Origin of the sequence: Halobacillus sp. Cin3 (assembly GCF_947311855.1) — a bacterium.
Classification (GTDB): Bacteria; Bacillota; Bacilli; order Bacillales; family Halobacillaceae; genus Halobacillus; species Halobacillus kuroshimensis.
This window is the reverse complement of record NZ_CAMZMV010000006.1, coordinates 11,786-37,080: the sequence shown is the minus strand read 5'-3', so window position 1 is coordinate 37,080 and position 25,295 is coordinate 11,786. Positions and strand designations below refer to the sequence as shown.

General features: G+C 49.4%; 24 protein-coding genes. 13 read left to right on the top strand and 11 right to left on the bottom strand.

The genetic code is table 11. From position 1 onward, the window contains the following. Positions 1 to 139 precede the first annotated feature (139 nt). On the top strand, positions 140 to 727 hold the full coding sequence (locus tag QMA39_RS16845; protein ID WP_027956812.1) for a methyltransferase domain-containing protein: 588 nt from the start codon (positions 140 to 142) through the stop codon (positions 725 to 727). Between the two features lie 28 nt (positions 728 to 755). Then, the gene (locus QMA39_RS16840; RefSeq protein WP_244877785.1) at positions 756 to 1,007 is read left to right on the top strand and encodes a DUF2164 domain-containing protein; all 252 of its coding nucleotides are present in this window, start codon (positions 756 to 758) and stop codon (positions 1,005 to 1,007) included. An 11-nt stretch (positions 1,008 to 1,018) separates the two neighbouring features. Here the strand turns inward: QMA39_RS16840 and QMA39_RS16835 are convergent, their stop codons facing one another. The 7 genes from QMA39_RS16835 to QMA39_RS16805 all read right to left on the bottom strand — a co-directional run bounded on the left by QMA39_RS16835 (position 1,019) and on the right by QMA39_RS16805 (position 9,075). Then, a complete protein-coding gene (locus QMA39_RS16835) occupies positions 1,019 to 2,734 on the bottom strand; it encodes a methyl-accepting chemotaxis protein (RefSeq protein WP_281659379.1) in 1,716 nt (571 codons plus the stop codon). A gap of 17 nt (positions 2,735 to 2,751) precedes the next feature. Next, on the bottom strand, positions 2,752 to 3,699 hold the full coding sequence (locus tag QMA39_RS16830; protein ID WP_281659378.1) for a BMP family ABC transporter substrate-binding protein: 948 nt from the start codon (positions 3,697 to 3,699) through the stop codon (positions 2,752 to 2,754). Positions 3,700 to 3,839: 140 nt separating this feature from the next. Next, positions 3,840 to 4,850 (bottom strand): LLM class flavin-dependent oxidoreductase, encoded by a 1,011-nt coding sequence (locus tag QMA39_RS16825; protein WP_027956809.1) that lies wholly within the window; start codon positions 4,848 to 4,850, stop codon positions 3,840 to 3,842. Between the two features lie 257 nt (positions 4,851 to 5,107). Continuing rightward, positions 5,108 to 6,379, bottom strand: coding sequence for an efflux RND transporter periplasmic adaptor subunit (locus tag QMA39_RS16820; protein ID WP_281659377.1), 1,272 nt, complete (start codon positions 6,377 to 6,379; stop codon positions 5,108 to 5,110). Between the two features lie 22 nt (positions 6,380 to 6,401). Then, complete coding sequence (locus tag QMA39_RS16815) at positions 6,402 to 7,073, bottom strand: hypothetical protein (RefSeq protein ID WP_027956807.1); 672 nt, start codon at positions 7,071 to 7,073, stop codon at positions 6,402 to 6,404. 176 nt (positions 7,074 to 7,249) lie between these two features. Beyond that, a complete protein-coding gene (locus tag QMA39_RS16810) occupies positions 7,250 to 8,626 on the bottom strand; it encodes an MATE family efflux transporter (protein ID WP_027956806.1) in 1,377 nt (458 codons plus the stop codon). Next, positions 8,623 to 9,075, bottom strand: a complete 453-nt coding sequence (locus QMA39_RS16805) for a MarR family transcriptional regulator (RefSeq protein WP_035532851.1) — start codon at positions 9,073 to 9,075, stop codon at positions 8,623 to 8,625. Before QMA39_RS16805 ends, QMA39_RS16810 begins: the two co-directional genes overlap by 4 nt. Positions 9,076 to 9,470: 395 nt before the next feature. Between QMA39_RS16805 and QMA39_RS16800 the strand changes: the two genes are divergently transcribed. The 3 genes from QMA39_RS16800 to abc-f all read left to right on the top strand — a co-directional run bounded on the left by QMA39_RS16800 (position 9,471) and on the right by abc-f (position 13,063). Next, entirely contained in the window at positions 9,471 to 10,394 is a 924-nt protein-coding gene (locus QMA39_RS16800) for a YegS/Rv2252/BmrU family lipid kinase (protein ID WP_281659376.1), read from the top strand. 94 nt (positions 10,395 to 10,488) lie between these two features. Then, positions 10,489 to 10,953, top strand: coding sequence for a MarR family transcriptional regulator (locus QMA39_RS16795; RefSeq protein WP_027956803.1), 465 nt, complete (start codon positions 10,489 to 10,491; stop codon positions 10,951 to 10,953). Between the two features lie 274 nt (positions 10,954 to 11,227). Then, positions 11,228 to 13,063: a ribosomal protection-like ABC-F family protein gene (abc-f, locus tag QMA39_RS16790; protein WP_281659375.1), complete on the top strand. Its 1,836-nt coding sequence runs from the start codon at positions 11,228 to 11,230 to the stop codon at positions 13,061 to 13,063. 62 nt (positions 13,064 to 13,125) lie between these two features. Here abc-f and QMA39_RS16785 read toward each other — a convergent pair whose 3' ends face one another. After that, positions 13,126 to 14,220, bottom strand: a complete 1,095-nt coding sequence (locus tag QMA39_RS16785; RefSeq protein ID WP_281659374.1) for an SDR family oxidoreductase — start codon at positions 14,218 to 14,220, stop codon at positions 13,126 to 13,128. 193 nt (positions 14,221 to 14,413) lie between these two features. On the opposite strand from QMA39_RS16785, the gene QMA39_RS16780 reads away from it, so the two are divergent. The 4 genes from QMA39_RS16780 (at position 14,414) to QMA39_RS16765 (ending at position 17,244) form a co-directional block, all read left to right on the top strand. Next, positions 14,414 to 14,692, top strand: coding sequence for a glutaredoxin family protein (locus QMA39_RS16780; protein WP_027956800.1), 279 nt, complete (start codon positions 14,414 to 14,416; stop codon positions 14,690 to 14,692). A 123-nt stretch (positions 14,693 to 14,815) separates the two neighbouring features. After that, complete coding sequence (locus QMA39_RS16775) at positions 14,816 to 15,199, top strand: YppG family protein (protein ID WP_281659373.1); 384 nt, start codon at positions 14,816 to 14,818, stop codon at positions 15,197 to 15,199. A gap of 72 nt (positions 15,200 to 15,271) precedes the next feature. After that, positions 15,272 to 15,982, top strand: coding sequence for an alpha/beta fold hydrolase (locus QMA39_RS16770; protein WP_281659372.1), 711 nt, complete (start codon positions 15,272 to 15,274; stop codon positions 15,980 to 15,982). Continuing rightward, positions 15,979 to 17,244: an MFS transporter gene (locus QMA39_RS16765; protein WP_281659371.1), complete on the top strand. Its 1,266-nt coding sequence runs from the start codon at positions 15,979 to 15,981 to the stop codon at positions 17,242 to 17,244. The genes QMA39_RS16770 and QMA39_RS16765 overlap by 4 nt, the downstream gene beginning before the upstream one ends. Before the next feature lie 546 nt (positions 17,245 to 17,790). Here the strand turns inward: QMA39_RS16765 and QMA39_RS16760 are convergent. Continuing rightward, a complete protein-coding gene (locus QMA39_RS16760) occupies positions 17,791 to 18,645 on the bottom strand; it encodes a DegV family protein (RefSeq protein WP_281659370.1) in 855 nt (284 codons plus the stop codon). Between the two features lie 49 nt (positions 18,646 to 18,694). Continuing rightward, positions 18,695 to 19,612 (bottom strand): EamA family transporter, encoded by a 918-nt coding sequence (locus QMA39_RS16755; RefSeq protein ID WP_206935795.1) that lies wholly within the window; start codon positions 19,610 to 19,612, stop codon positions 18,695 to 18,697. A gap of 217 nt (positions 19,613 to 19,829) precedes the next feature. Between QMA39_RS16755 and QMA39_RS16750 the strand changes: the two genes are divergently transcribed. Continuing rightward, positions 19,830 to 21,302, top strand: a complete 1,473-nt coding sequence (locus QMA39_RS16750) for a DEAD/DEAH box helicase (RefSeq protein WP_027956792.1) — start codon at positions 19,830 to 19,832, stop codon at positions 21,300 to 21,302. 76 nt (positions 21,303 to 21,378) lie between these two features. Here the strand turns inward: QMA39_RS16750 and QMA39_RS16745 are convergent, their stop codons facing one another. After that, positions 21,379 to 22,149: a rhomboid family intramembrane serine protease gene (locus tag QMA39_RS16745; protein ID WP_281659369.1), complete on the bottom strand. Its 771-nt coding sequence runs from the start codon at positions 22,147 to 22,149 to the stop codon at positions 21,379 to 21,381. A gap of 130 nt (positions 22,150 to 22,279) precedes the next feature. On the opposite strand from QMA39_RS16745, the gene acpS reads away from it, so the two are divergent. The 3 genes from acpS (at position 22,280) to QMA39_RS16730 (ending at position 25,272) form a co-directional block, all read left to right on the top strand. Then, positions 22,280 to 22,645: a holo-ACP synthase gene (acpS, locus tag QMA39_RS16740; protein ID WP_281659368.1), complete on the top strand. Its 366-nt coding sequence runs from the start codon at positions 22,280 to 22,282 to the stop codon at positions 22,643 to 22,645. A 62-nt stretch (positions 22,646 to 22,707) separates the two neighbouring features. After that, positions 22,708 to 24,201, top strand: coding sequence for an NAD(P)H-hydrate dehydratase (locus tag QMA39_RS16735; protein WP_281659367.1), 1,494 nt, complete (start codon positions 22,708 to 22,710; stop codon positions 24,199 to 24,201). A gap of 42 nt (positions 24,202 to 24,243) precedes the next feature. Further along, the gene (locus QMA39_RS16730; RefSeq protein WP_027956788.1) at positions 24,244 to 25,272 is read left to right on the top strand and encodes an outer membrane lipoprotein carrier protein LolA; all 1,029 of its coding nucleotides are present in this window, start codon (positions 24,244 to 24,246) and stop codon (positions 25,270 to 25,272) included. The last annotated feature ends 23 nt before the right edge of the window (positions 25,273 to 25,295 follow it).

Genomic DNA, 25,295 nt, shown 5'->3' with positions numbered 1-25,295 from the left:
TTATAAAAAAATAAGTACAAGTCTCTGTCATCTATCATACAAACAAACGCCCGGGAAGGAAACTAAACCCTTTTCACCAATAGGCATACCTGTTCTTAAAGACGGGTACAAGAAGCGGGAAAGAAAGGAGAGGGAACCGATGCTGTATCAACATTTCGCAAGGCCTTCCGGCTGGATGGGGAAGCTTGCCGGACATTTTATGGAAAAAGAAAATGAAAAGCTGAATGCGTGGACACTATCGTTTCTGGATCTGCAAAAAGGAGAGGAAGTTCTTGAAATCGGATGTGGAGCAGGAAAAGCGTTAGAGCAGGCATCCAGTATTCAGGGACTCCGTCTTTACGCTTTGGATCCATCCGAGGTGATGGTCGAAACGGTTCTGCATAAATGGCGGAGCTTCAATAATGCTGCGCAGGTGGGCGTCATTCACGGACGGGCTGAAGACCTGGTCCAGTTCCACCGTCCGATGGATAAAGTCTATGCCGTTAACAATGTCACCTTCTGGGAAGACCCGGAAGAGATACTGGCCCATTTGTATACAAACATGAATCAAAACGGAAGAATAGCCTTAACGCTCCGTCCTCACGAAGAGGGGGCGGGAGATGATACGACACATATCCTGGGGGGCCAGATGAAGGCGATGCTGGTGCAAGCAGGGTTCCGGGATGTCTGCATCCATATCCGTCCTGAAAAGCCGAATAAAGCGGTCTGTGTCACAGGGATGGTGTGATAGGATAGAGGGAAAAGGGGAGATGGTTATGAAGTTGAAAAAAGAACAACAGGAATACATGGCTGAACGGATCAAAGAGTGGTTTGAGCTTGAGCGTGGAGAGGTCATTGGTGATTTGGCGGCCGATCAATGGGTTCATCAGATGGCCGAGGAAATGGGGCCTTTCTTTTATAACAAAGGAGTGGAGGATGCCCGACGGATGGTGGAACAGAAGGTCATGAATGTAGATGAGGACCTGCGCTCCCTTGAGCGTCCTGCCGGGCGCCCGAAGCGGCGGTAAAAAACACCGCTTCAGGAAGCTGAAGCGGTGATGATTTCCTCATCGGCAGGTGGGGGAGTCGTTTCCGGTTCTTTCTGCCATTGGAACTGCTGGATCTGTTCATTCAATTGGCCGATCATCGTTTCCAGCTGTTCGCTTTCCAAAAGCAGCTGCTGGAAGGCGGACTGCTGCTCCACAGTAGAAGCTGAGATTTCCTCGGTTCCTGCTGCGGTCTGCTGGATGACACTGCTTACGTTTTCAAAGGCCGCATGAACATCTGTGCTCTGGTGACGGGACTGATCGAGCCCCTGTACAAGGGCTTCCAGGTGTTGGTCGATTGTATGAACATACGTACTGATCTGGTCAAAGGCGGCTTTTGATGCAGAAACAGACGTGTTCTGCTGTTCTGTCACCTGAACAGTTTCCGTCATTTCCAGGCGGATCGTATCCACGCCGCTCCGGATTTGTGACACCATATCGGAGATGTCTGCTGTCGCAGCGGTGGATTGGTCGGCTAATTTGCGAACTTCCTCAGCTACAACGGCAAATCCTTTTCCATGCTCTCCCGCACGTGCAGCTTCAATGGCTGCATTCAAGGCAAGCAGGTTGGTCTGGCTGGCGATATCGTTCACAAGGTGTACAGTCGATTCAATTTGATCGGTGTATTGGATGAATTGGTGCACCGATGTTTCGACTTTTGCTAAAGAGGCCGTATTTTGGTCCATCAATGTCCGCTGATTCATCAGACTGTTCTGCCCTTCCTCGACAGAATGAAGGGCCTGTGTGCTGATTTCCCTTGATTCCTGTCCGTCATTACGGTTCTTCGCAAAGCGGCCGTCCAGATCCTCCATCAATACAGCGGCATCCTGAACGTCGTTGGAGATCGACTGGCTCCCCTGGGCCAGTTCATCCGTTGAATGAGCCACCTGGCTGGATATTTCCGAAAGGCCGTTCATTTCCTGATTCAATCTGGAACTGAATGTTTTGACGCTCTGTCCGATTTCGTCTACGGACTGAACCGTCTCCTGAAGGTTCTCCACCATGACACGGAAGGATTGGGTCAGTTGGCCGATTTCATCGTTTTTCTTTGGATCGTCCTCGATGTTCACTGTCAAGTTCCCTTTGGCCACATCAGCAGCCTGGGCGGCCAGCTGCCGGACGGGGCGGGCGATATGTGCGGTCAGGCGGAAGGTGGAGTACAAGGTGCCGATAATTAAGACAACGGCCGCAATGATAGTGAACAGAATCAACTGACCGATCGTCTGTTGCTGTGCCTCCATTTTGTTTTCATACCATGCCTGTGATTCCCGCTGAAGCATGTACACATCATTGATTAACCCGGCTGTCCTTGAGGCCTGCCGCTGAATCTCATTCGTGTCATCAGTATTCAAAGCTTCCGTGGCAAGGCCTTCCCAATCGTTGAATTTCGCCTGGGCCTGATCAAACCACTGCCGCTGTGTATCGGTGACAATGAGCGGCTCCACAGCCTGAAACAGTTGCTTCGTCTGCTCCACCTGGGTGAAGGCTTCCTGTTTGGAAGCTTCGGAAGGGTTGTATCCATACGTCGTCAAGGCTTGTTCTACACGGACGAGCTGCCCGTGAAGTTCCTTACCATCCAGGAGCACCTGGATATCTTCATTCGTAGAGCGCTGCAATCCAATCATTTGAAACACAATCACACCGATTAAAATGATACACAACACCAGAGGCAGCAAAGTCATGACAAATAGTCTGCGGCTGATACTCATTTGTTTTCCTCCTCGTTTTACTGCCCCATAGCTTTTTGGAGCGTTTTCTCTTCCTGATCGTTTAAATCGATAAGGCGGATGGGGGCAAGGCCCACACCGTTTTCCTCAAGCCCGAGTGTACGGGCACTGCCGTCCAGGCTTTCTCCTTCAGACAACTGTTCCATCACTCCATATAAAGCGACATTGACGTTTTTCAGCATGGACGTCACAACGGATTCTTCCGCCGTGTAAAATTGATCACTATCCACTCCGAAAGCGTAGATGTCTTGTTTTTCGGCTTCCTTCAGGACACCAATGCCTGTAAAGCCGGCAGCTGGAAAAATATAATCGGCGTTCTGATCGATCATCTCCGCCGTAAGAGAAGCGCCTTTTTGGTCATCATCAAAGGTATCCGCATAGCTGACCAATATTTCGGCGTCGGGAGAGGCTTCCAGAACTCCTTTTGTGAATCCCTCTTCAAACCGGTTTACGACAGGAATGTTTTCCCCTCCAATGAATCCTACGACACCACTTTTGGATTTCATACCGGCAATTAACCCGATCAGATAGCTTCCTTCATCTTCCTTAAAGGTGATGGATGATACATTGGGCTGGTCGGAAACGGCATCAATCAAAACGAAATCCTGGTCAGGGAATTCGGCGGCCAGCTGATCGACAGCCGGCTGTGAGTTATACCCGAGACCGATAATGACATCGTGCCCCTGATCAATAAGATCGCGGGCATGAGCTTCATAATTCTGGTCAAAAGGTTCACGGTAATCAAACGTTATATTCAACTCATCGCGGGCCTGCTCAAGGCCCTGAAAAGCGGAGTCACTGAAAGAATCATCTCCGAGACCGCTTTCAGTGACAAGCAGACCTGCACTGATTCCAGACTCCTCCGTTCCTTCAGCAGAGCCGCTGCTGCAGCCGGATATAAGAAAACTAAACAGAAATAGGACAATAAAAAAGGTCGAACGCTTCAACTATTTCACTCCTCTGTATAAAATCCGCTGACATCATTTCCTTCGCTATGAAAGAGATGTCTGACAACTATATACATCGGCATATGCGGAGTGGAAATCAATAGGAAGTGGAGAAAAGCATAAAAAAAACCACTACGACCTCAGGTCATAGTGGTGGACGTGGACAGTTCAAAAGCGCCGGCCAGCAGTTCGTAGGATTTCAGCCGCTCCTCAAATGGAGTGACAATCGTATTGACGATGATTTCATCTACCTGGTAAAGGGAAGCCAGTTCCTCAATTTCTTCCTTCACCCGCTCGATCGAACCGACAATCATCCTTTTGCGGTTATCCGCGATGCGCTCCTCTTCAAAGACAGTGTAGGAGTGGGAAAGAGCTTCTTCCGGTGTAGGGAAGTGGGTGCGTCTTCCGCCCTTTTCAATTTGAAGCAGGGCAAGATCCAGGCTTGATGCTAAATACTCGGCGCGCTGATCCGTTTCTGCACATACGACGAAAACAGAAACATTGGCGTCCGGTTCGGTCTGCTGCAGCGAAGGGGTGAAATGGTTGAAATAACGCTCCATGGCTCTTGTGCCGCCCCGGCCATTAATGAAGTGGGCAAAGGAATATGAAGCTCCCAGCTCCCCGGCCACCCGCGCACTCGTCCCGCTGGAACCGAGCATCCATACGGGTGGTGCAGTATCGCCTGTCGGTGTCGCCTGTATCCCCATTCCGTGCGGGTCGTGCCCATGCAGGTAAGCAATCAGTTCTTCAACCTGTGCAGGGTAGCCTTCCACATTCGGAACGTTCCCTTTATTCAAGGCAAGATTGATGTTCGGCAGGCCTCCGGGTGCCCGGCCGACCCCCAGATCAATCCGGTCCGGATGAAGAGTCTCAAGAACACGGAAGGATTCAGCTACTTTAAACGGACTGTAATGCGGCAGAAGCACGCCTCCGCTGCCAATTCGTATGGTGTCTGTATGAGCAGCCAGGTGAGCGGCGAGAATTTCCGGTGAAGATCCCGCAAGGCTGCCGGTGCTGTGGTGTTCGGATACCCAGAATCGGTGATACCCAAGCCGGTCGGTCCATTCTGCTAATTCGGTTGTTTGTCTTAATGCTTCCTGTGGGTCTGTCCCAGCTAAAACAGGGGACTGATCCAATACACTTAATTTCATTGTGGGCCCCCTTTGAAGTAAACGGTTTATTTATCTTTTATCGTCCCATGGACACGTAAAAGATGCAATACATATGGCTTGGAATGTGTGTGATAATGACCCGATGCCTGCTTCTGTCTTCCGGCTGTAATGGAAGGATCTGCCGCCTGTCTTTTTAGGTTGGAAGAGCGTCTTGACCGGTTCCTTAAAGCAGTACAAAACACGGGGGTTTTTCTACATGCAGAAGACGGCCTCAGGGGGCCGTCTTCTTTGTGAGACTACCTCGATAAAAGTCCGAGAAGTCCGTAATTGAGCATCGTTGACTGATCCAGTTTAATCAGGTCTTTGATAGGAAGGTCCTTCACCTGCATAGAGGTCAGAAAGACAGAGGCGTTACGGAATTCGTCCTTCGGTGCAACGGCCATCCACTCCCCGTCCTCGAGGCCGGATACGACTTGGACAAGTCCGTCCTCCTCCATGCCGGTTGTCACTTCCCGGCGTTCCAGGATGCCCTCTTCATTCATGATCCAGGCGTACAGATTTTCTTCCGTTGTCAAGGCATCGTCCAAGGCAGCGACGGCTTGCGGCGCTTCCGCTGTGATCACCTGCATCTCCGCATGGTAGCCGGGGAGAAGCTGTTCATCAGCTTCTTCCAGTGTCACGATGAATGGATACCGGCTCTTCCCGCCAAGGTCTGTCTGTTCCGGGAATTCGTCCACCCGCGTTACCGTGCCGGTCGTTTCCAGTTCAAGCTCCGGTACAAAGATATCAACGGTTAAGTTTTCTTTCACCTGTGTCCGGTCTTCTTCCCGGATTTCGCTTTCCAATACGAGATTGGCAGACTTCATCGTAAGGATGGGAGCGTTGAGTTCTTCATCGATATCGGTTACGGTTCCTGAAAACTGGCTGGTGACTGTAATCTGTTCTCCCGTTTCCTGGAGCTGGTCCAGCTGGTCTTGCGCCATTTCAAGCAGTCCCTGCTGTTTGGAAAGTTCGGCCTGCTGTCTGGCAAGTTCCTCCTCTTTGAGATACTCCGCTTCTATAGAGGAATCCGGGGAAGAAGAGCTTTCTTCCTCGGCAGGATTCCTGTCTTCTCCGAAAAAGGAAGAAGTGGACCGGTCTGTTGTAGATGAGGGATCAGGGATATCATAGGCCTCCAGTTTATCCATATAGTCCTCGACGGCTGTTATTTCTTCCTGGATACGCTGCACTTCTCCTTGGAGACGGGATTCCTCTGCAGCGTAGTCTTCCACCTGATAGGTATAAAGGTCATCGCCTTCCTGCACCTTGTCCCCCTCGCTTACGAGAAACTGCTGGAAGGAACCATCTGCGCCGTCAAAGTAAACCGGGACAGATTCCTGCGATGTGAAGACGCCTTTGGTTTCCACTCTTTCAAAGAGGTCATATGTAACCGCCTGCGACCATGTATGGAGATAGGATTTGCGGTCCACTCTGTCGTCTTCGTCCAAATAAATCAACAGGGCATTCGTCGTAATAAAAGCGATGATCAACAACCCGGTCATTCTTCCTTTAATGTTAATTTTCTTCATAATATGTCCACCTGCGGCTTTCCTACCTTATTAAATAAAGAAGATACAAATCGTAATAGGCAAGGGCGGAGGTTCCAGCCCACAGCAATAAATGCCAGAAAATGACGCCGGTCCAGATCCAGCCGATTTTTGTTCTGGATAGCCGGGAAAGGCATTTGACCTGATACCAGATGATAAACAGCTGGAAAAGGGATATGGAACCGAAAAAATAAATGACCCACTCCAGAGAAGTGAAGTAGGAGGCTGCAACACCAAAGGAAAGAGGTGATACATACCAGTCGATTCCTGCATAGACCATCAACGGCACCCAGGTTACACGCTCAAGAAGCATAACGAGCAGGACGTTCATTTGTAGAATGATCAGCTTTTTGTAGGATACATGATTGAATAACCAGTAAAAAAACGAAGAGATAAATAAAAGGAATAAAAAAAACAGCAGCCCGTATGCAGCTCTGCCGATCAGGAACCATGCTTTTCTCAGTTCATAATCAGTCCGGGTCAATTCTGTCATATTTGCGGAAATCGCATCGGTACCCAGGCCGAGCCAGGCTGTCCAGACAAAGGTGAGTAAAGTGAGAGCGAGTAAAAAGAATAATAGATTCCAGACGTTTTTCAATTTTTCTGCTTCATTCAGCTTGAACAAATGATCATCACGGCGGATGAACAGTTTGATCAAGTGGACCGAGTAAGTCATACACTTCATCCTTTACCAGTGAAAAATAGCATTCTCTGTATCATTTTAACGGAAAATGTCATGGGTTGCTATCCATTGCTGAGAATCTTTGGGAAAAGATGGAGAACCATGCGGTCCTCATTCAGGTTCTTCTGCAGAAAAATAAAAAACCCGGCGTCAAGCCGCCGGGCTGTTGATCAAGACGGGGCCGTTTCGTAATTGGATGCCCCGCGTTTCGGTTTGAAGAAAAGGGATCGGTCTCTGTAAAGAAAGATCATGGATAAAATAAACGCCAGAAGATCGGCCGCCGGGAAGGCAAGCCATACACCTGTAACACCGAAGAAATTCGGGAGGATCAGTACCAGCGGAATCAGGAACAGCACCTGTCGGGCCATAGACAGGATCATCGCCGGTTTGGCCATGCCGAGAGCCTGGTAAAGACCACCGCTCACGACTTGAGCGCCAATCAGGACGGCAAAGGCAAACATAATCCGGATGGCGTGAGCCCCGGTTTCGATTGTCGCCTGATCTCCTGTGAAAATCATCATCAATACATTCGGGAAAGCCATCATGAGAACGAAAATACCGCCAGAAATGATGGTGACGACTTTCATTCCGAGCTTGACGGTTTCCTTTAGACGTTCATAATTCTGTGCCCCGTAGTTGTAGCCGATAATAGGCTGCATACCTTGGAGGACGCCGATCATCGGCATAATGGTGAACATGGCCAGCTTCTGGACGATTCCGAAGACACCGACTTCGAATTCGCCGCCGAACTTGATAAGCATCAAGTTGATAGCAATCATCATCGCGCTTCCAGCCACCTGACGGATAAACGCCGGCATACCGATGGTGATGATCTCTTTGATGATCTTCGTCTGAAGCTTCAAGGCGGCTCTTCTGACTGTTAGAGAGGATTTTCCTTTAAGGAAATAGTTCAGAACGACAATCGATACAGTCGCCTGGGAAATGACCGTCGCTATGGAAGCCCCCTGTACGCCCATGTCGAGTCCGAAGATGAAGATGGGGTCAAGAATGATGTTCAGAACCGCAGGAATGATCATCGTGATCATGGCAAACCTGGAATTCCCCTCTGAACGGATGATGTTGTTTGTCGCAAAGGCGAAGGAGAAGAACAGCGAACCGACCATGATCGGGAATAAATAATCCTTCGCATACGGCATGATGTTCTCTGTAGCTCCGAAAATGGTAAGGAGCGGCTCTAAAAAGGTGAATGCGCCGATGAAGCCGACACTGCTTATGAGAACAATCATGATCAGGACATTTCCGAAAACAAGATCAGCTTCGTCCTTTTTATCTGCTCCAAGCCTCCGTGAAATAACGGAAGCACCACCAATACCGACGGCTGCGGCAATGGCCATGATGATCATCATAACCGGGAAGCCGATGCTCACACCTGATACTCCGAGAATTCCGACACCGCGTGCGATGAATAATGTATCAATGACGTTGTAAAGCGCCATAACGAACATTCCGATCATCGCTGGAATGGACAAATTGGCCAACAGCTTTGGTATAGGCTGGGTGCCTAAACGCTGGCTTTGTTCTTTCATTCGTTTTCTCTCCCTGCTGTTTGTGACTTTATGCGTTCCTGGGTTTTTTTCAACCAGGATGTCATGATCTGCTGTTCCTCTTGAGAGAGGTCAGCGAAAGCTTCTGTTTCAATTTCCTTAATGGTTGTGACTATCATTTCGTGGAGTTCCATGCCGGCTTCTGTCAGAGTGATCAGTTTCGTGCGCTTATCCTCTTCACTCGGCCGTTTTGATATTCTTTCATATTTAAGGAGAGACTCCACAACGCCGTTCATAGAGGAAGGCTTGATATGCAGCCGCTTCTGGAGTTCCACCTGTGGCTGCTCGCCTTCTCTGGCTAAAATGTGGATGACCTTGCCCTGTGCATGGGTCAATCCATACTCCCCGAGCCGTTCGTTATATACGTTTCTTAGAAAATGGGAAACCATATGAATCTGATATCCCAGTGATTCATCCATCTGCTTTTTCATAATTACTTAGCCCCCTAAACAAAATATAGTATAAAACAAAGAAGACTATTCGTAAACCCTTCTGCTTTGGTGGATGGGTGCGGCTTGTTCTGACAGACAAGCCGACAGGTGGAGGAAAGAAGTGGTGTACAATGGATGATATGGATAAATAGTGAGAAATACAGCGTAGTTTCCGGTGATGTTCTCCTGAGATCCTCTATGGAAAAAGTCAGCGTCATCATTTTGATGATCCCTGTCCAAAAGAGGAACCCAACGGTTTTTACAAAGAGAGAACGTCCTGTTTATTTACTTAGACGCCGAAAGGATTTGCTTGGGAGGGAGTGGAATGAAAATAGAGGAAATCGTTTCAAAGGTGCGCTTTTCGTCAATTATGTAAGGAGGAAGGAAGGGATAATATGCCGCGATTTGAAACCGGGATACTTCTATATAACGGAAATAAAGAAGAAAATGAAATCACACCTGCACTCAGACAGGTTCTTCCTGAAGTTAGTAAAGAGGTCAAGGATCTGCGTGTGATACAGACGGCCTCGCTGGAAGAACTTCGTGACGTTTGCAGGACGTACGGTCCGGAAACCGATGTATTCCTAATCCTTGGGGGAGACGGGACGATCCACGAATGCATCAACAGCATGGCGGAACTGGAAAAGCGACCGGTGATCGGTGTGCTTCCCGCCGGAACATGCAATGATTTCAGCCGTGTCCTTGATATTCCGCAGCGTCTGGATCAGGCAGCTGCTTCCATTATGAAGGGGGAGGCTGTAAAGGTGGATGCCGGAAAAACAGAAGATACGTATTTCATCAACTTCTGGGGCATCGGCCTCGTCGCCCAGACATCGTTCAACATCGATGAAAACCAGAAAAACCGTCTAGGTGTGCTCAGTTATTTCATCAGTGCATTGAAAACAGTGAACCGATCCGAACCTTTTCGTTTTTCATTGACTGTCGATGGAGAAAAACTGGAGGGGGAAGCGGTGATGATCCTTGTTATGAATGGGCAGTTCATCGGTACCCGGAAAGTTCCGATGTCATCGCTCGACCTGCAGGACGGGAAGCTGGATGTGTTGATCGTCAAAAATTCCAGCCTTGCTGTATTCAGAGAGTGGCTGGCCATGGGAAGAGAACGCTCTGTCGATCAGAAATTCCAGGACCTCAGCTATCGTCAGGGACAGCATATTACCATTGAAACGGAGACGGATGAAGAAGTGGATATGGACGGCGAAATTAAGACAGAGACGCCTGCACAAATCGGGGTGCTCCCGGGCCATTTCACTTTTTTAGGAGGCGGTCCGAACGCCCTTCGAACGACAACTGATCTATAAAGGCCTTCAAGCTTATCCGTCCGTGTCCTGATTGACAGTGCGAATTTGTTAAACTTATACTATCTTTATCTTTTAAAAAGGATGGGCGAACCGGATGAACGAACATGAATTATACTTGAAAAAGAAACAAGATCCATCATTGAAGCTGTTTGTCGTCTTATCTAAGGCGCAGCGGGCCATCGGTGATTTAGTGAAGGACGATATTCAGCGTTATGAATTAAACCCGACGGAATTCGGTGTACTTGAGCTTCTATACCATCAGGGGGATCAGCCGCTGCAGAAAATCGGCGAGAAGATCCTTCTTGCCAGTGGCAGCATTACGTATGTGGTAGACAAGCTTGAAAAGAAAGGGTTTTTGAAGCGTGTCCCATGTCCGACTGACCGCCGGATTACGTATGCGTCGATTACGGAAGAGGGCAAGGAACTGCTTCACGGCATCTTTCCGGATCACTGGCAGCAGATTGAATCTATTATGAGCGGCCTGACAGATGAGGAGAAAACAACGGCGATTGACCTGCTGAAGAAACTCGGAAAAAATGCCGGTCACCAAAAAGAGTAGCCAATTTTCAGATTATCCGTTATGATGGACGTAAGACTAAAGACAAAAGGGGGTATAAAGATGTTACAGATGCATGCGCTTGATTATCAATTGAACTATCTGCGCCGTGCCATTATTCACATTTCAGCTGTCAACGGGACACGTATGTCCAAAATGACATCTGAATAGGAATGCTGTAACGTCTCATACCTGATAGAATACGCACGGAAAAAGTCAGAGGTAACGGGACCTCTGGCTTTTTTGTGCGCTTAAAACGTCTTTAGGAGGAACGGAAATGATTATAACCTTTAAACATATATACAAAATCATGGGCGGCGAAGTGTTATTCGAAAACTTGAATATGGAAATCAAAGAACATCAGCGTGTCGGTCTTGTCGGGAGAAACGGAAGCGGGAAGTCAACATTGTTCCGGATCTTAACAAAGGAAGAGCCGATTGATGGGGGCGATGTGTTTATCCAGAAAAGAAAAACCATCGGATATTTGACCCAGATGCCATTCAATTGGATGGGAACCGGCCGGGAGTATTTACGCTCGGCCTTCCAAGAGCTTCAGGAAATGGAAGCAGAGATGAAAGAGCTGGAACAGAAGATGAGGATTCCGGAACATATGGAGGAAGCTGTAGAACGATACGGCTTCCTGCAGGAGCGGTTTGCAGATCGAGGGGGCTACGAAATGGAGTCATCCATCCGTCAGGTCGCACACGGATTAAAGGTCCATCACCTTCTTGATCAGTCCTTTACCACGTTGAGCGGTGGGGAAAAGACGAAGCTCGGTCTGGCGAAGCTGCTGTTGGAAAAGCCGGATGTGCTGCTGCTGGATGAACCGACCAACCACCTGGATGTCAAAGTGGTCGAGTGGCTGGAAGAGTTTCTCCAGCAATATCCCGGCACACTCTGCATCATTTCTCACGACCGCTTTTTCCTCGACCGGGTCGTTACGGATATTTATGATCTTGATTCTGGTGATATAGAAGCCTATAAAGGAAATTACACAACCTTTGAAAAGAAAAAGGAAGAAAAGCTGCTGGTCGAGTTTCATCATTATGAAGAACAGCAGAAGAAGATCAAGAAAATGAGGGATGCCATCCGCCGGTTGAGGCAGTGGGCCAACGAGGCCTCTCCTCCCAGTGAGAAGTTATTTAAAAAAGCGAAAAGCATGGAGCGGGCGCTGGAACGGATGGAGAAAATCGATAAACCTGTCATGGATCCAAAACGGATGAAGCTTTCCCTTGATTCAGAAGACCGGACAGGGAAGGATGTCTTCATCGTGGAAAACGGTGGGAAGTCCTATGGGAAATCCCTGATTCTTCAGGGCTTCAACCTGCACGTCCGTTATCAGGACCGTCTGGCTCTCGTCGGGACGAATGGGAGTGGCAAGTCGACACTTCTTCGTCTGCTTCTGGAGGAAGAGCAGCTGGATGAGGGTACTATAAAACGTGCACCTGGGATGAAGGTGGGGTATCTTCCTCAACATCCGCTGCAGGAGGCCGATCAAGAGCAGAGGTTGATTGATTATTACCGCGCATCTATTCGTGTAACCGAAGGAGAGGCTCGGCGTCAACTGGCAGGATTTCTATTTTACGGCTATGATGTCTTTCGGAAAATCCGCCATTTGAGCGGCGGGGAACAAATGCGCCTGAAACTCGCCATCTTCATGCAGCAGGACTTACAAGTGCTGCTCCTGGATGAGCCGACTAATCACTTGGATATTGAATCCCAGGAGGTTCTGGAGGAAGCGCTGGACCGCTTCACTGGAACGGTAATCGGTGTTTCCCATGACCGCCATTTTCTGAACCGGTGCTTTCCGGAAACCATGTATCTGGCAGGTGGAAAAGGATATCGATATTCAGGATCGTATGAAGATACGAAGCACCACTGGCCGGAGGAAATAAAAGAGGAAGCGGACAAGAAGGCGGCACCTGAACCTGTGGAAGAACCCGCATCTCTGGAAGACCGGATTTCGGATCTCGAAAAAGAGGCCGCTCGTTTGGAAGAAGAATGGGCGGTGGCTTCGCTTTTAGAGTCCGGCAGGCTGGAACGGGAAAAACAAGAGCTTGATGAAAGACTGGAAGCATTGTATGAGAGCTGGCTGGACGAAGCGGGAGAATGAGAAAACGGGAGGGCAGACAGGCCCTCCCGTTTCTTTTTGTAGAAGTTTCCATCGAAACACACTTAAAGAATAGGGACATGCTTAGCTGGATTGTCTTTATGCTCTTCATAATAATGAACGAGCGGCTGTGTATAGTAGAAGAGGTCCGGACAGTAGAGGCCGGAAGATGCCAAATCGTTTTCTGCCTGGGCTGAATCATAATCGGCGGCGATTTCAAAGTAGTCGAGCGCCTCTTTTTGAATGCCCAGCTTTCTACGGACTTGTTTCAGTTTTAACGGTGGACGGGCAGCCGCGAGCGGCACCGTCAGATGAGGCTGCTTATCGGCATACAGATACGCGAAATGATAATAGATGTCCCTGGCTGTATAGGGGTGAGGATCTGTCAGATGATAGGTTTTACCTTCTGCGTCAGGCAGGTGGGTGAGAACATTGGCCGCCTGGACTACATAATCATGAGGGACGAGGTTCACCCGGGCCCGGCCTTTCCCGAAATAAGGGACAACAGGGAGGGACTTCAGCGAATGCAGGAGGTTCAAGATAAAGTAAGGGCCGTCGAATTTCGCTGTCGATCCTGTCCGCGTATGACCGACGACGATGCCCGGCCGGACAATGGTGAGGGGCAGACGGTGCTGATATTCCTGTACCAGCTTTTCTGCTTCGTATTTCGTAAATTCGTAATGGTTTTTAAAGCCGTGACTATGCTTCAGCTCATGCTCGTAGACGGTTCCCTGCCTTTTTCCGGATACATAAGCCGTGCTGAAATAAAGACAGCGGTTCAATCGCAGGCAGCCTTGCAGAAAACGGAGCACTTCGCGTGTTCCCTGAACGTTTACTTGAAGGGCAGGCGCCAGCGGAACGGCCAGATCATATAAGGCAGCCAGATGATAAAAGTGAGTGAGGTTCTGTTTCAGCTCCTCAGCTGTCGAAACGTCGATCCCGAGATCTTTCTTTGTAATGTCTCCGGTTATCAGTGTAATACGGCAGCCATCCACGGCAGGGTCCTCCAGGCAGTCATGAAGCCGCGTCCGTGCTTCCTTTTCCATATGAGGAAGGTGAAGAAGATAGACATGCTCCACTTTCTGTGTGCGGAACAGGTCTTTCAGAAGCTCAGCCGCCAGAAACCCGGGGAAACCAGTACATACATACGTAAAAGCCATAAAACGGCCTCCTCCATCTTGTTTTTACCTCCATTCGGGATGGCGGAGGTAAATTCCTTTTTTCCTATGAAAAAAGGGGGATTAATAAGTGGGAATACGTGGTAAACATAGGTGAGGAATAGACGTTTAAACGTAAATGATCAGGGTAAAAATCTGTAGGAACGTTTATTGAACCGGCATGAGGAGGGGAGTCATGGGAAACCAGAATGTTGTTGTGTACACCAGTCGCGATTGTGCCTCTTGTAACCAGGTCATGGATTTATTAGATGAGTGGAATGTAGATTTTGAGGAACGGAACGTATCGGAAAACCGCACCTATTTTAAGGAGCTTCAGGGGAAGGGTGTCTACGGGACCCCGGCCACCTTTGTCGATGATCACCGTGTTTTAGGTTTTCAGAAGCGCAAGCTCCAGCAGGTGCTGGGGTTGAGGGAAGACCTATATGCTCAAACGGACTCATTCAACTTTTCATAAATAAAGGAAACAAGTGATGAGAGTCACTTGTTTTTTTATCGTGTCGGGTACTGGATGATTGTGTCTCACTTTTTTACTGCCTCTGTCATAGGCTGAAGTAAATACGTTAAAGGTGGCACAGTCATGTACCCATATTATTCCTACCCTTATTACGAAAACTGGTACCGGTATCCGGCTCCTCCTGTGTACAGCCAGGATACCTACCCGCAGACCTATTATCAGGGGAACGCCTTCTACCCATATCAGGGAGGTGCACCCTACGGCTTTCCTTACTACCAGGTGAATAGTAACCCTTACTCCGGTTATACTGAAACCGGGAATGAAGGCGGCTCCACCTCTTTCCAACCCGCAGCAGCAGGGAAGAGCGTGATCGGCTATTTTCAAAATGAGGAAGGTCAATTTGACTTTGATAAAATGATGAATACCACCGGTCAGGTGATGAAGACCGTTCAACAAGTCAGTCCGATTGTCAAAGGTATCGGTACTTTTGTGAAAGGGATCAAATAGACGCGCTGCCGATGTCAGCGCGTTTTCTTTCTTCCATATTGGAAAAACTGCAGGATGCGGAGGAAAAAGGTTATGAGTATTGGATGTTTGTGCATTCACGGATATACAGGAAGCCCGAAGGAAGTGCAGCCACTCGTGGATTTTCTGGAAGCGAGAACCGAATGGGAAATCGCCAACCCGACCCTGCCCGGCCATGGGGAGGATCTGGACCTTGAAGGGCATTATTATCAGGAGTGGATTGCAGCAGCTGAACTTGCGCTGTTGGATTTGATGAAACGTCACGATGAAGTGTATATTGTCGGATTCTCCATGGGTGGCATGATTGCGGCCTATTTGACGGCCAAATACCGGATTGACCGGCTTGTGCTTCTCTCAGCCGCCGGCAAGTATGTGAGCCTTCCGCAGATGGCGAAGGATGTTCTGGAGATGGCTGGAGATGCGTGGAATGGTGTGCTGGCCGACAATGATCTGTTCCGGCGCTATCAGAAAAAAATGCGTGATACGTATGTATTTTCCACCATTGAATTTATGAAATGTGTACAATTTACCCGCCCCTATTTAAGAGAAGTGACCTGCCCTGTGTTGATTATCCAGGGGGAGCTGGACGGCATGGTTCCCAAAGCCGCAGCGGTTTATTTGGAGGAGGAAATTCCGTCAACAGAAAAAGAAGTGGTCTTTTTGAAGCAGTCGAAGCATCTCATCTGCCACGGAGATGATAAAGACGAACTGTTTAACAGAGTGCTCGAATTCATCGGCAGCGCTCAGCAGGAGGGGGTAACTTGAATAGCCGAACAGACGGATCACCCTTTTATTATGGATGGGTGATCGTTTTTATTGCCGGTCTGAGTGTGTTTTTCTCCGGTCCGGGCCAGACGTATTCCATTTCCATTTTCATTGATTATTACATAGATGATTTCGATTATACCCGCTCGCTTGTCTCTGGCATTTATTCTGGTGCTACGCTTGCAGCTGGATTCATATTGTTTATGATGGGGCGGCTGATTGACCGTTTCGGACAGCGGGCGATGATGGTCGCCGTCGGAATGTGCCTCGCCCTTGCGCTGTTCTGGAATGCTTTTTTAGCTGGTCCTGTCATGATGTTCATCGGTTTTTTCCTGATCCGGCTCTTTGGACAGGGATCGATGACACTGATTCCGAATACACTTGTCCCACAGTGGTTCATCCGGAAAAGGGGGCGGGCGCTCAGTGTGATGGCCATTGGAGGTTTCGCGAGCTCTGCTTTACTGCCGCCTTTGAATACGTGGCTGATTGAAGCGTTCGGCTGGCGAATGACCTGGGGAATCTGGGGAACCGCTCTGCTGGTGATTTTCGTGCCGCTTGCTTTTTACCTTGTGAGAAATCGTCCGGAAGATATAGGGGAAGTGCCTGATGGGAGCCGTAAACCGGCAGACGGGCAGGAGATCAAGAATCCGAATGTCGAAGTGAATGAAAAGAGCTGGACATTAAAAGAAGCAATGGCTACGAGAGCTTTCTGGTTCATTTTGTTTTGTGTGACGGTTCCCGCTCTCGTCAACACAGCGATCACGTTTCATATGGTTTCCATTATGGAACTGCGCAGCCTTGACGCTGGAGTAGCAGCAATGGTGTTGACGCTTATGGCCGTTGTCGGATTTCCGGTCACTTTTATTAGTGGCTGGCTTGTCGACCGCTTCCGAGTGCATTACATTCTGGCTGTTACATTTTTCGGTCATATATTGACGCTGCTGCTGCTGCTTGTGACGGATTCCTGGGCTGCCGCTGTCGGTTTTGGCTGTTTATGGGGAGTGGTGAATGGATTTGAGCGGATTGTATTGAACATCGTATGGCCGAATTATTTCGGGCGTGCCCACCTCGGGAGCATTAAGGGGCTTGCCCAGACGGTGATGGTCATTGGATCTGCTCTCGGGCCGCTGCCTTTCGGTATTTTTTATGACTGGCTCGGGGGCTATCAGGAAATCATTGTGCTTACCGTTTTGTTTCCAGTCACCGCGACAGTTCTGGCACTGCTTTCCCCGCAGCCTGATTACGCAGACTATCATGGATAAACAAACTCCTTAGGCTAGGCCTAAGGAGTTTGTTGGCTGTAGAAAAAGCCTGTGTTTATCAGTTAGAGTTGTTGATTTGTCGTGTGAAGGGTCACTTTTCGCTTGTTGGTGGATGAATGCCGCGGGCACGCCCTCAGCTGACTTGGTCAGGAAGGTCGCCTGCCCAAGTGGATCTTCGGCCCGTGCTGTTCCCGCAGGCATCCCCACCGAACGCTCCTCGTGCCGACGTTAGAATATAGAGGAAAGAAATTATGCACTAAGCAGGTTCGCAGATTCAAAAGAACGGCATGGGCTGCGCTATTGCCGCTTTCGTGGAAAAGAAAAATAGAAAGAACAGGCGCTGATGACAGCTGTCAGCCGGAATATGAAAAAGACTTTCCTCCATCCAGCAAGGATGAGCTGGGTGAAGGAGAGTCTTTGTCGATGTTAAAGAAATCCCAAGGGGCTTTCGCTCCTGGCGGTAAGGAAGAAAAAAGCTTGTAAAGAAACAGGGGTTTCTCTACAAGCTGAAAACTCCTTAGGCTGAGGCCTAAGGAGTTTTCCGTTTTAATCTTTGAAAAAGGCGATGACGAGGCCGCCTTCACCTGCATAGGTAGCAATCAAAGGACCCATATCCATAAACAGGCTTTCCTTAAATGGATAGCGGTCTTTGATCATTTCAAGTACCTGACTGCCGCGTTCCTCATCATTGGAATGGGACAGAGCAATGACGCGGTCTTCGAAGGAATGTGCGTATTCCCCGATTTGATCGACAAAGCGGCGGATGGACTTTTTGTTTCCCCGCACCTTTTCCGTTACTTCTACAGCGCCGACGTCACTGGCCTTCATAAGGAGCTTGATGTTCAACGTCTTCGCGAGAGCGCCTTTCACTTTATCCAGCCGTCCACCTTTGATGACGTTCTCCAATGTTTTCAAAATGAACAGCGTCGTCGTGTTTTCGATACGATCTTCCATATGGGCGACAAGTTCCTCAAAGGAGACGCCTTCGTCGATTTTCTTTCCTGCTTCATCGACAAGAAGAGCGATACCGCAGGAGGCCGTTTTGGTGTTCATAACTGCAATCCGGCGGTCAGGCTCTTCTTCAAGCAGCATGTTTTTGCCGATTTCAGCACTTTCGTAGGTGCTGCTCAACCCGTGACTGATGGCTAGGACGAGGATATTCTTAGACGGGTCCACGCGTTTGTACATTTCATAAAAATCATTCGGGCTCGGAGAAGAGGAGCCGGGAAGTTCTTCTGATTGCCTCATCTTCGTATAGAAGGTATCCAGATCAATGGTTTCTTCCGTTTTATAATGTTCGTTTCCGAAATGGATATTTAACGGGACGGAGAGGATGTTATGCTTCTCCATCATTCCCGGCGCGACATCTCCGCCGCCGTCGATGATTAGTTGTGTAGTCATTCGTTCACCTGCTCTCAAAATATCGTCTTTCCAGTATACCAGACTCGTTTCAGTGATCTTTTTTCAATTCGTGGGTCAGTTTCGGCTCGACTTTTTTCGTGGTGCTCAAAATAAACATCATCAAGCCGAATAAAACGATGGATCCACCAAGCCACTGCACCCATGTGATGGATTCCTTAAGGATCCAGTAAGCTAATAGAGAGGCTCCAATAGGCTCCAGGAGGGCCGCCATCGATATGGAGGCTGCGCTCAGCCAGCGCAGTGTCCAGTTGAACAGTGAATGTCCGAAGAAGGTAGGAATCACGGCAAGGGCCAGAAAGATGAACCACTGCTCTCCGGAGTAGCCTGTGAAGGCAGTCCCGACGGCCAGGTTGTAGAGGCCGAGGGTGACAGCTGCCATTCCATAGGCAATCAGTGTATAGGTAAGAAGCGACAGCCGCTGGCGGAGACTCTGTCCCAGTAGAAAGTACCCAGTGACGGTAACCGCTCCGAGGAGCGCAAGAATATCACCGGCCAGGGCTGTTCCACTCAGCTGAAGATCTCCCCATCCAATGATGATACTTCCGATTAACGTAATGAAAAGGCTGAGAATGGCTCCGACGGTAAATCGTTCCCGAAAAAACAGATAGGCGCCCGTAAAGGCAAAGACGGGCTGGAGGGAAACGAGAAGAACAGAGCTTGCCACGGATGTATATTTTAAGGATTGAAACCAGAAGATAAAGTGGAAGGCGAGAAAAATTCCTGAAATCGTGGCAAGGAGCCAATCTTTTTTATGAATGTGTTTGAATTCACCGGAATGTTTCCATAATACATAAGGGGCCATCAGTCCGGCGGCAAGCAGCAGCCGGTAGAACGCCGTCATCGAAGCAGGGGCGCCGCCCGCAAGCTTGACGAAAATGGCCGAGGTGGATATGGAAACCACTCCGATAAACAGGATGAAATAAGGATGCACCGGAGGCTTTTCCAATCTAGCCCTCCTCTGGTATAGGTCGGTTTTTACTCATTTTATCATTATTGGGTTTGAAAAGCATAGCGGAAATGTGTAGAATATAATGTGTTAAATATGTTATGATGAATAAATCTATCAGGCAGATACCAGAGAAGCCTCTCCCGTTTCCTGTGGCAGAAGGCTTTTTTTACATGGATATAGGTAGAAGATTTAAACATAAAGGAGTAGGAATTAAGTGACAACATTCGAATCACTAGGATTATCAAAGCCGATTCTAAAATCATTAGACGTAATGGGCTTTGAAGAAACCACACCAATTCAAGAACAGACCATCCCTCTAGGACTAGAAGGGAAAGACGTGATTGGGCAGGCTCAGACAGGTACGGGTAAGACGGCGGCATTCGGTATTCCGATGCTTGAAAAAATCAACAAACAGGTGAAAGGCGTTCAAGGTCTTGTCATCGCCCCGACAAGAGAACTGGCTATTCAGGTAGCTGAAGAAATGAACCGCCTTGGTAAAGGGAAAGGCGCACGCGTCCTTCCGATTTACGGTGGATCCAATATGGAGCGCCAGATCCGTGCGTTGAAAAACAACCATATCGTGGTAGCGACACCTGGACGTTTACTTGACCACATTCGTCGTAAAACGATCAAATTGGAGAATGTGCATACAGCTGTCCTTGATGAAGCGGACGAAATGCTGAACATGGGCTTCATCGATGATATCCGCGACATCCTGAAGGCTCTTCCAGAAGAACGTCAGACACTCTTGTTCTCTGCGACAATGCCAAAAGAGATCCGCGACATCGCAACAACTCTTATGAACAATCCGGAAGAAGTTAAAGTGAAAGCGAAGGAAATGACGGTGGAAAACATCGAGCAGTTCTTCGTAGAAGTTCCGGAAAAACACAAGTTCGATACACTGACACGCCTGCTTGATATTCATGATCCAGCCTTGGCGATCGTCTTCGGTCGTACGAAGCGTCGTGTAGACGAAGTGGCTGACGGTCTTCAAGCCCGCGGATTCAGCGCGGAAGGGATTCACGGAGACCTGACTCAAGGAAAGCGTATGTCTACGTTGAACAAGTTCAAGCGTGGCCGTATTGAAATCCTTGTCGCTACAGACGTAGCTGCCCGCGGACTGGATATCTCTGAAGTGTCCCACGTGTACAACTTCGATATTCCACAGGACCCGGAAAGCTATGTACACCGTATCGGCCGTACTGGTCGTGCCGGACGTAAAGGAGAGTCTATCTCCTTCGTTACACCACGTGAAAAAGATCAGCTTAACTTGATTGAAAAGCTGACGAAGAAAAAAGTGGATCGTCTGAAAGTGCCTTCTTCTGAAGAAGCTGCACGCGGTCAGCAGAAAGTGGCTGTCGAAAAGATTGCTGAAACTGTGAACAACAATGACTTGAACAACTACAAAAATGCAGCGGAAGAACTGCTTGAGCGCTATGAGCCTTCTGACCTTATCGCAGCAGCTCTGAAGTTGATGACCAAAGAGCGCAGTGAAGTTCCTGTCAATTTGTCCTACGTTGCACCAATCAGCGTGAAAAACGCCCAGCGTGACAAAGGCAAGAAAAAAGGCGGCTACCGCAAAGGCGGAGGCGGCCGTAACTTCAACAACAAAAACAAATCCCGCAACCGCAACTTCAGCGGTAAAGGCGGTAAGCGCGGCAGCTACCAGAACAAAGGCCGCAGCTAATATATAAAAAGATCCGCTTCCTATCTGTCAGGAAGCGGATCTTTTTTTGTTTCAAGGGAGCGGTCCGGCGCACGAATTAAAGTGACCGGTTCACAAGCGCGAACAGGGCGAGGAAAATGATGATGCCCCACAATACATATTTTCCGATTCCTCCACGGCCGAACCGCCGTTTTTTCCAGCGGTTGGGATTGAAGGAGATCTCATCGCTGTCCCGGTTGGAATGACGGGTGCGGACCTGCCACAGGGAAAAGGGGCGGGCGTTTTTTAAGATGGCAGGGGCGATGGCGAAACCGCCGATCAAACCGAACAAGTGGCCGAGCACGTTGATGTTCGGACGGGTGAACGTCATGAAAAGCCCGAGAGCGAAGATGACGATGATGATCTGTGCATTGGTCTGATCGATTAAATGCTTCCGAAACAGCACCATAAACAGATACACACCGAAAATCCCGAAGATGGCTCCGGATGCACCGAGGTGCGCATAGTAAGCCTCGGGGTTTACGATGAATGTCCCGATGTTGCCGGCAATACCGGCGGCCAGGTACATGACGATAAACCGGGCGCGGCCGAGCATCTGTTCAAGCGCAGGTCCGAACAGGACGAGGGAGAAGGAATTGAATACGGCGTGCATGAAGCCGGCATGCAGGAAGATGGGAGTGATCAGTCTCCAGTACTCTCCATTTAATACGAGTACGTTCACACCGATGCCCCACTGCTTCAAGTCGACAGCAAAACCAAGCTGAAGGAAATCCGCAAGCAGCCATAACGCAAAATGAATTCCGACAAGCGCGGAAACCACTGGATAAAATCTCAGAAACTCTTTGAAGCTTTCTGTTCGTAAAAACATGACATTCGTCTCCTTTGTGATGTCTTGTTATCTAAAAGTGTAGTCCCACCACCGTCTGCGTATTCTTTTTTTAACAAAGGTACGTTCGGGTATACTGGTGGTAGATTGATATGGAAAAGGAAGATGCTGTGTGATCAGAGGAATCGGGATCGATATGGTTGAAATCGATCGTATTAAACAAAGTATAAAGCGTCAGCCGCGCTTTGTTCAAAGAATATTAACGGAAAATGAATATCAGCGCTGTCACAATCTTAAGGAACAGCGTCAGGTGGAGTTTGCCGCCGGGCGCTTCGCTGCCAAAGAAGCCTTCTCAAAGGCGGCTGGGACCGGCATCGGAGCCCTCGGTTTTCAGGATATGGAAATCCTGCCAACGGAAAACGGCGCCCCGCAGATGACCGCCAAGGGCTTTGAATCCTGCCGCATCTGGGTGTCGATCACCCACAGCCGGACTCATGCGGTCGCCCAGGTGGTTTTGGAAGAGAGCGGCCGGGAATAGACAGGCAAGACATAATTGAACCGCTTGTCTCATAACATGTAATGCGGGTAGGAGGGAACGAGTTGGATATTGTAACCGCACAAGAGATGTACGAACGGGATCAGGCTGCAGCGGAGGCCGGACTGGCAGGAACCATGCTCATGGAGAATGCCGGACGTGCAGCCGCCTATGATTTGGTTAAACACATTCAGAAATCGGACCGCATCATCGTATGGATCGGTGCCGGAAGCAATGGCGGAGACGGATTCGTGATTGCGCGTACCCTTTTGAACCTTGGGTACACGGCAGAGGCTGTGCAGGTCGTTCCGGACGAAAAAATCAAGGGAGACGCCGCCGTGCACAAGCAGATCTTCCAAGCTTCCGGTCACACAGTGAAAAAATGGACGGATGTGGAAGACGCGGAAGGATACCTGCTGCGTGCGGATGTTTCCATTGATGCCATGCTCGGCATCGGCGTCCAGGGAGATCTGCGTGAACCTTATAAACAAATCGTCCAGCACTGTAACGAAGCTTCTCTACTTCGTCTTGCCGTCGACCTCCCAACCGGCGTTCCTGCGGATGAAGGAGTAGAGGAATTCACAGCATACAAAGCCGATTACACCTCGGTGATTGAAGCTCCGAAACTGAGTGCGTTTCTCCAGCATACACAGCCCTGGTACGGGCAGTGGTCCGTCGTTGAAATCGGTATTCCGTCACAGGTATCTCCTGCCGTGCGCCGAAGTATGTGGACGGTGGAGGATGTAAAACGGACGCTCCCTTCCCGTGATGATCATTCGCATAAAGGTTCCCATGGCAAAGGTCTGGTCATCGGAGGGTCTCTGTTGATGCCTGGGTCTGCAGCGATGACGTCGCGGGCGGCCCTTAGAAGTGGGGCTGGACTGATCGCCATAGCCACAGAGGAAGGAGCGGTTCCATCCATATCTCCTTATGTCCAGGAGGCTACTTTTGTGGAAAGGGAGACAATGGAACTGTCCGCCTATGATGGTGTAGCGGCCGGCATGGGCATCGGCAGGGGAGCAGATGCCCGTGCGTTGGTCCATCATGTGGTCACTCATACTAAAGGGGCGCTGCTGATTGATGCGGACGGGTTGTATGTGCTGAAAGACTTTCTTGGGGAGTTGGAAAAGAGGGAGGAACCGACCATCCTCACTCCGCACCCGGGAGAGTTTGCGCATCTGACCGGGCGATCGATCAAGGACGTGCTGCTTTCTCCGTTTTCCCTGGCAGAAGCGTTTGCCCGCAGGTATGGGGTTTACCTCGTCCTGAAAGGTCCGTCCACGATCATTACGGCGCCGGACGGAGAGCAGCGCGTGGATGTCACCGGAAATTCGGGGCTTGCCAAGGGTGGCAGTGGAGATGCGCTGGCGGGAATCCTGCTGACGATGCTGATGCAGTCGGAATCCATGTTGGACGGACTCAGCAGCGGATGTGTCCTGCACGGCCATACAGCCGATCGGGTCGTGCAGCAGGGGCGGTCCAAAGTGGATCTGCTGGCCACCGATGTGATAGAAGGCCTGCCCGGAACCTTTCGTACACTCTCTTCATCCATAACTTAACGTTCCCTTTGTCCATAAGTAGAGACAAAGGAGTGGAGTCTGATGCAAAGACGTTTTCTGATCCTTTTATTCAGCCTGTTCATCCTGGGGGCTCTGACCGCGTGCGGCTCCCAGTCAAAAGAGGACGTAATCAAGAAGCTTGAGAAGCAGACAGAAGAGATGGCGGGTTATAAAACGGAAGCAAACATGAAGATGCGCACAGGCAAGGAAGAGCAGAAGTACCATATTCAAGTATGGCACAAGAAAGATGATTACTACCGCGTGAAACTTCAGAATGATCAGGACGAAAAGGGAAGTCAGGTCATTCTGAAAAACGATACCGGTGTCTATGTCCTCACTCCGGCTCTGAATAAGAGCTTCAAATTCCAGAGTGACTGGCCGCAGAATACAAGTCAGCCCTATTTATTCGCTTCTCTTTTAAACGATATCAAGGCCGACCCGGAAGCAGAATTCACCGCAACCGAAAACTATTTTAAATTCAAGACGAAAACCAACTATCAAAACAACAAAACACTCCCTTATCAGGAAATTTATTTCGATAAAAAATCCTACCAGCCGGTTATGGTCAAAGTTTTCGATCAGGATATGAATGCACTCGTCGAGGTCTCTTTTGCGAACTTCACAAAAGATGACTCGCTGAAAAAAGAGGATTTCGATGTAGACAAGAATATGGCGATGTCGCCGGCCGAGGCTCCAGTAGCGAACATGGAAGGGGCGGAGGAAGAGCTTGAGGAAGTGCTGTATCCGCAGGAAACCTTCGGTGCAGAGCTTGCGGAAGAACGCGAAGTGAAGACAGAGGACGGCAAACGCATGATCATGACGTATGCCGGAGAGAAAAACTTCACACTCGTTCAGGAAAAGGCGGAAGTGCAGCCGGCAAGTGCCGGGTACTCTGTCCACGTGAACGGGGATCCGGTGCAGCTGGATGACGGTGTCATTGCTGCGCTTGAGCACAACCGTCTGGAATGGAGTCATAACGGAACGACCTACCAGCTCGCAAGTAATGAGCTGACCCAGGAAGAAATGGTTTCCGTTGCCAGTTCTATCAACCATGGGGCTATGGTGAAATAAGTGAAGGTGGAGCAGGCGTCATC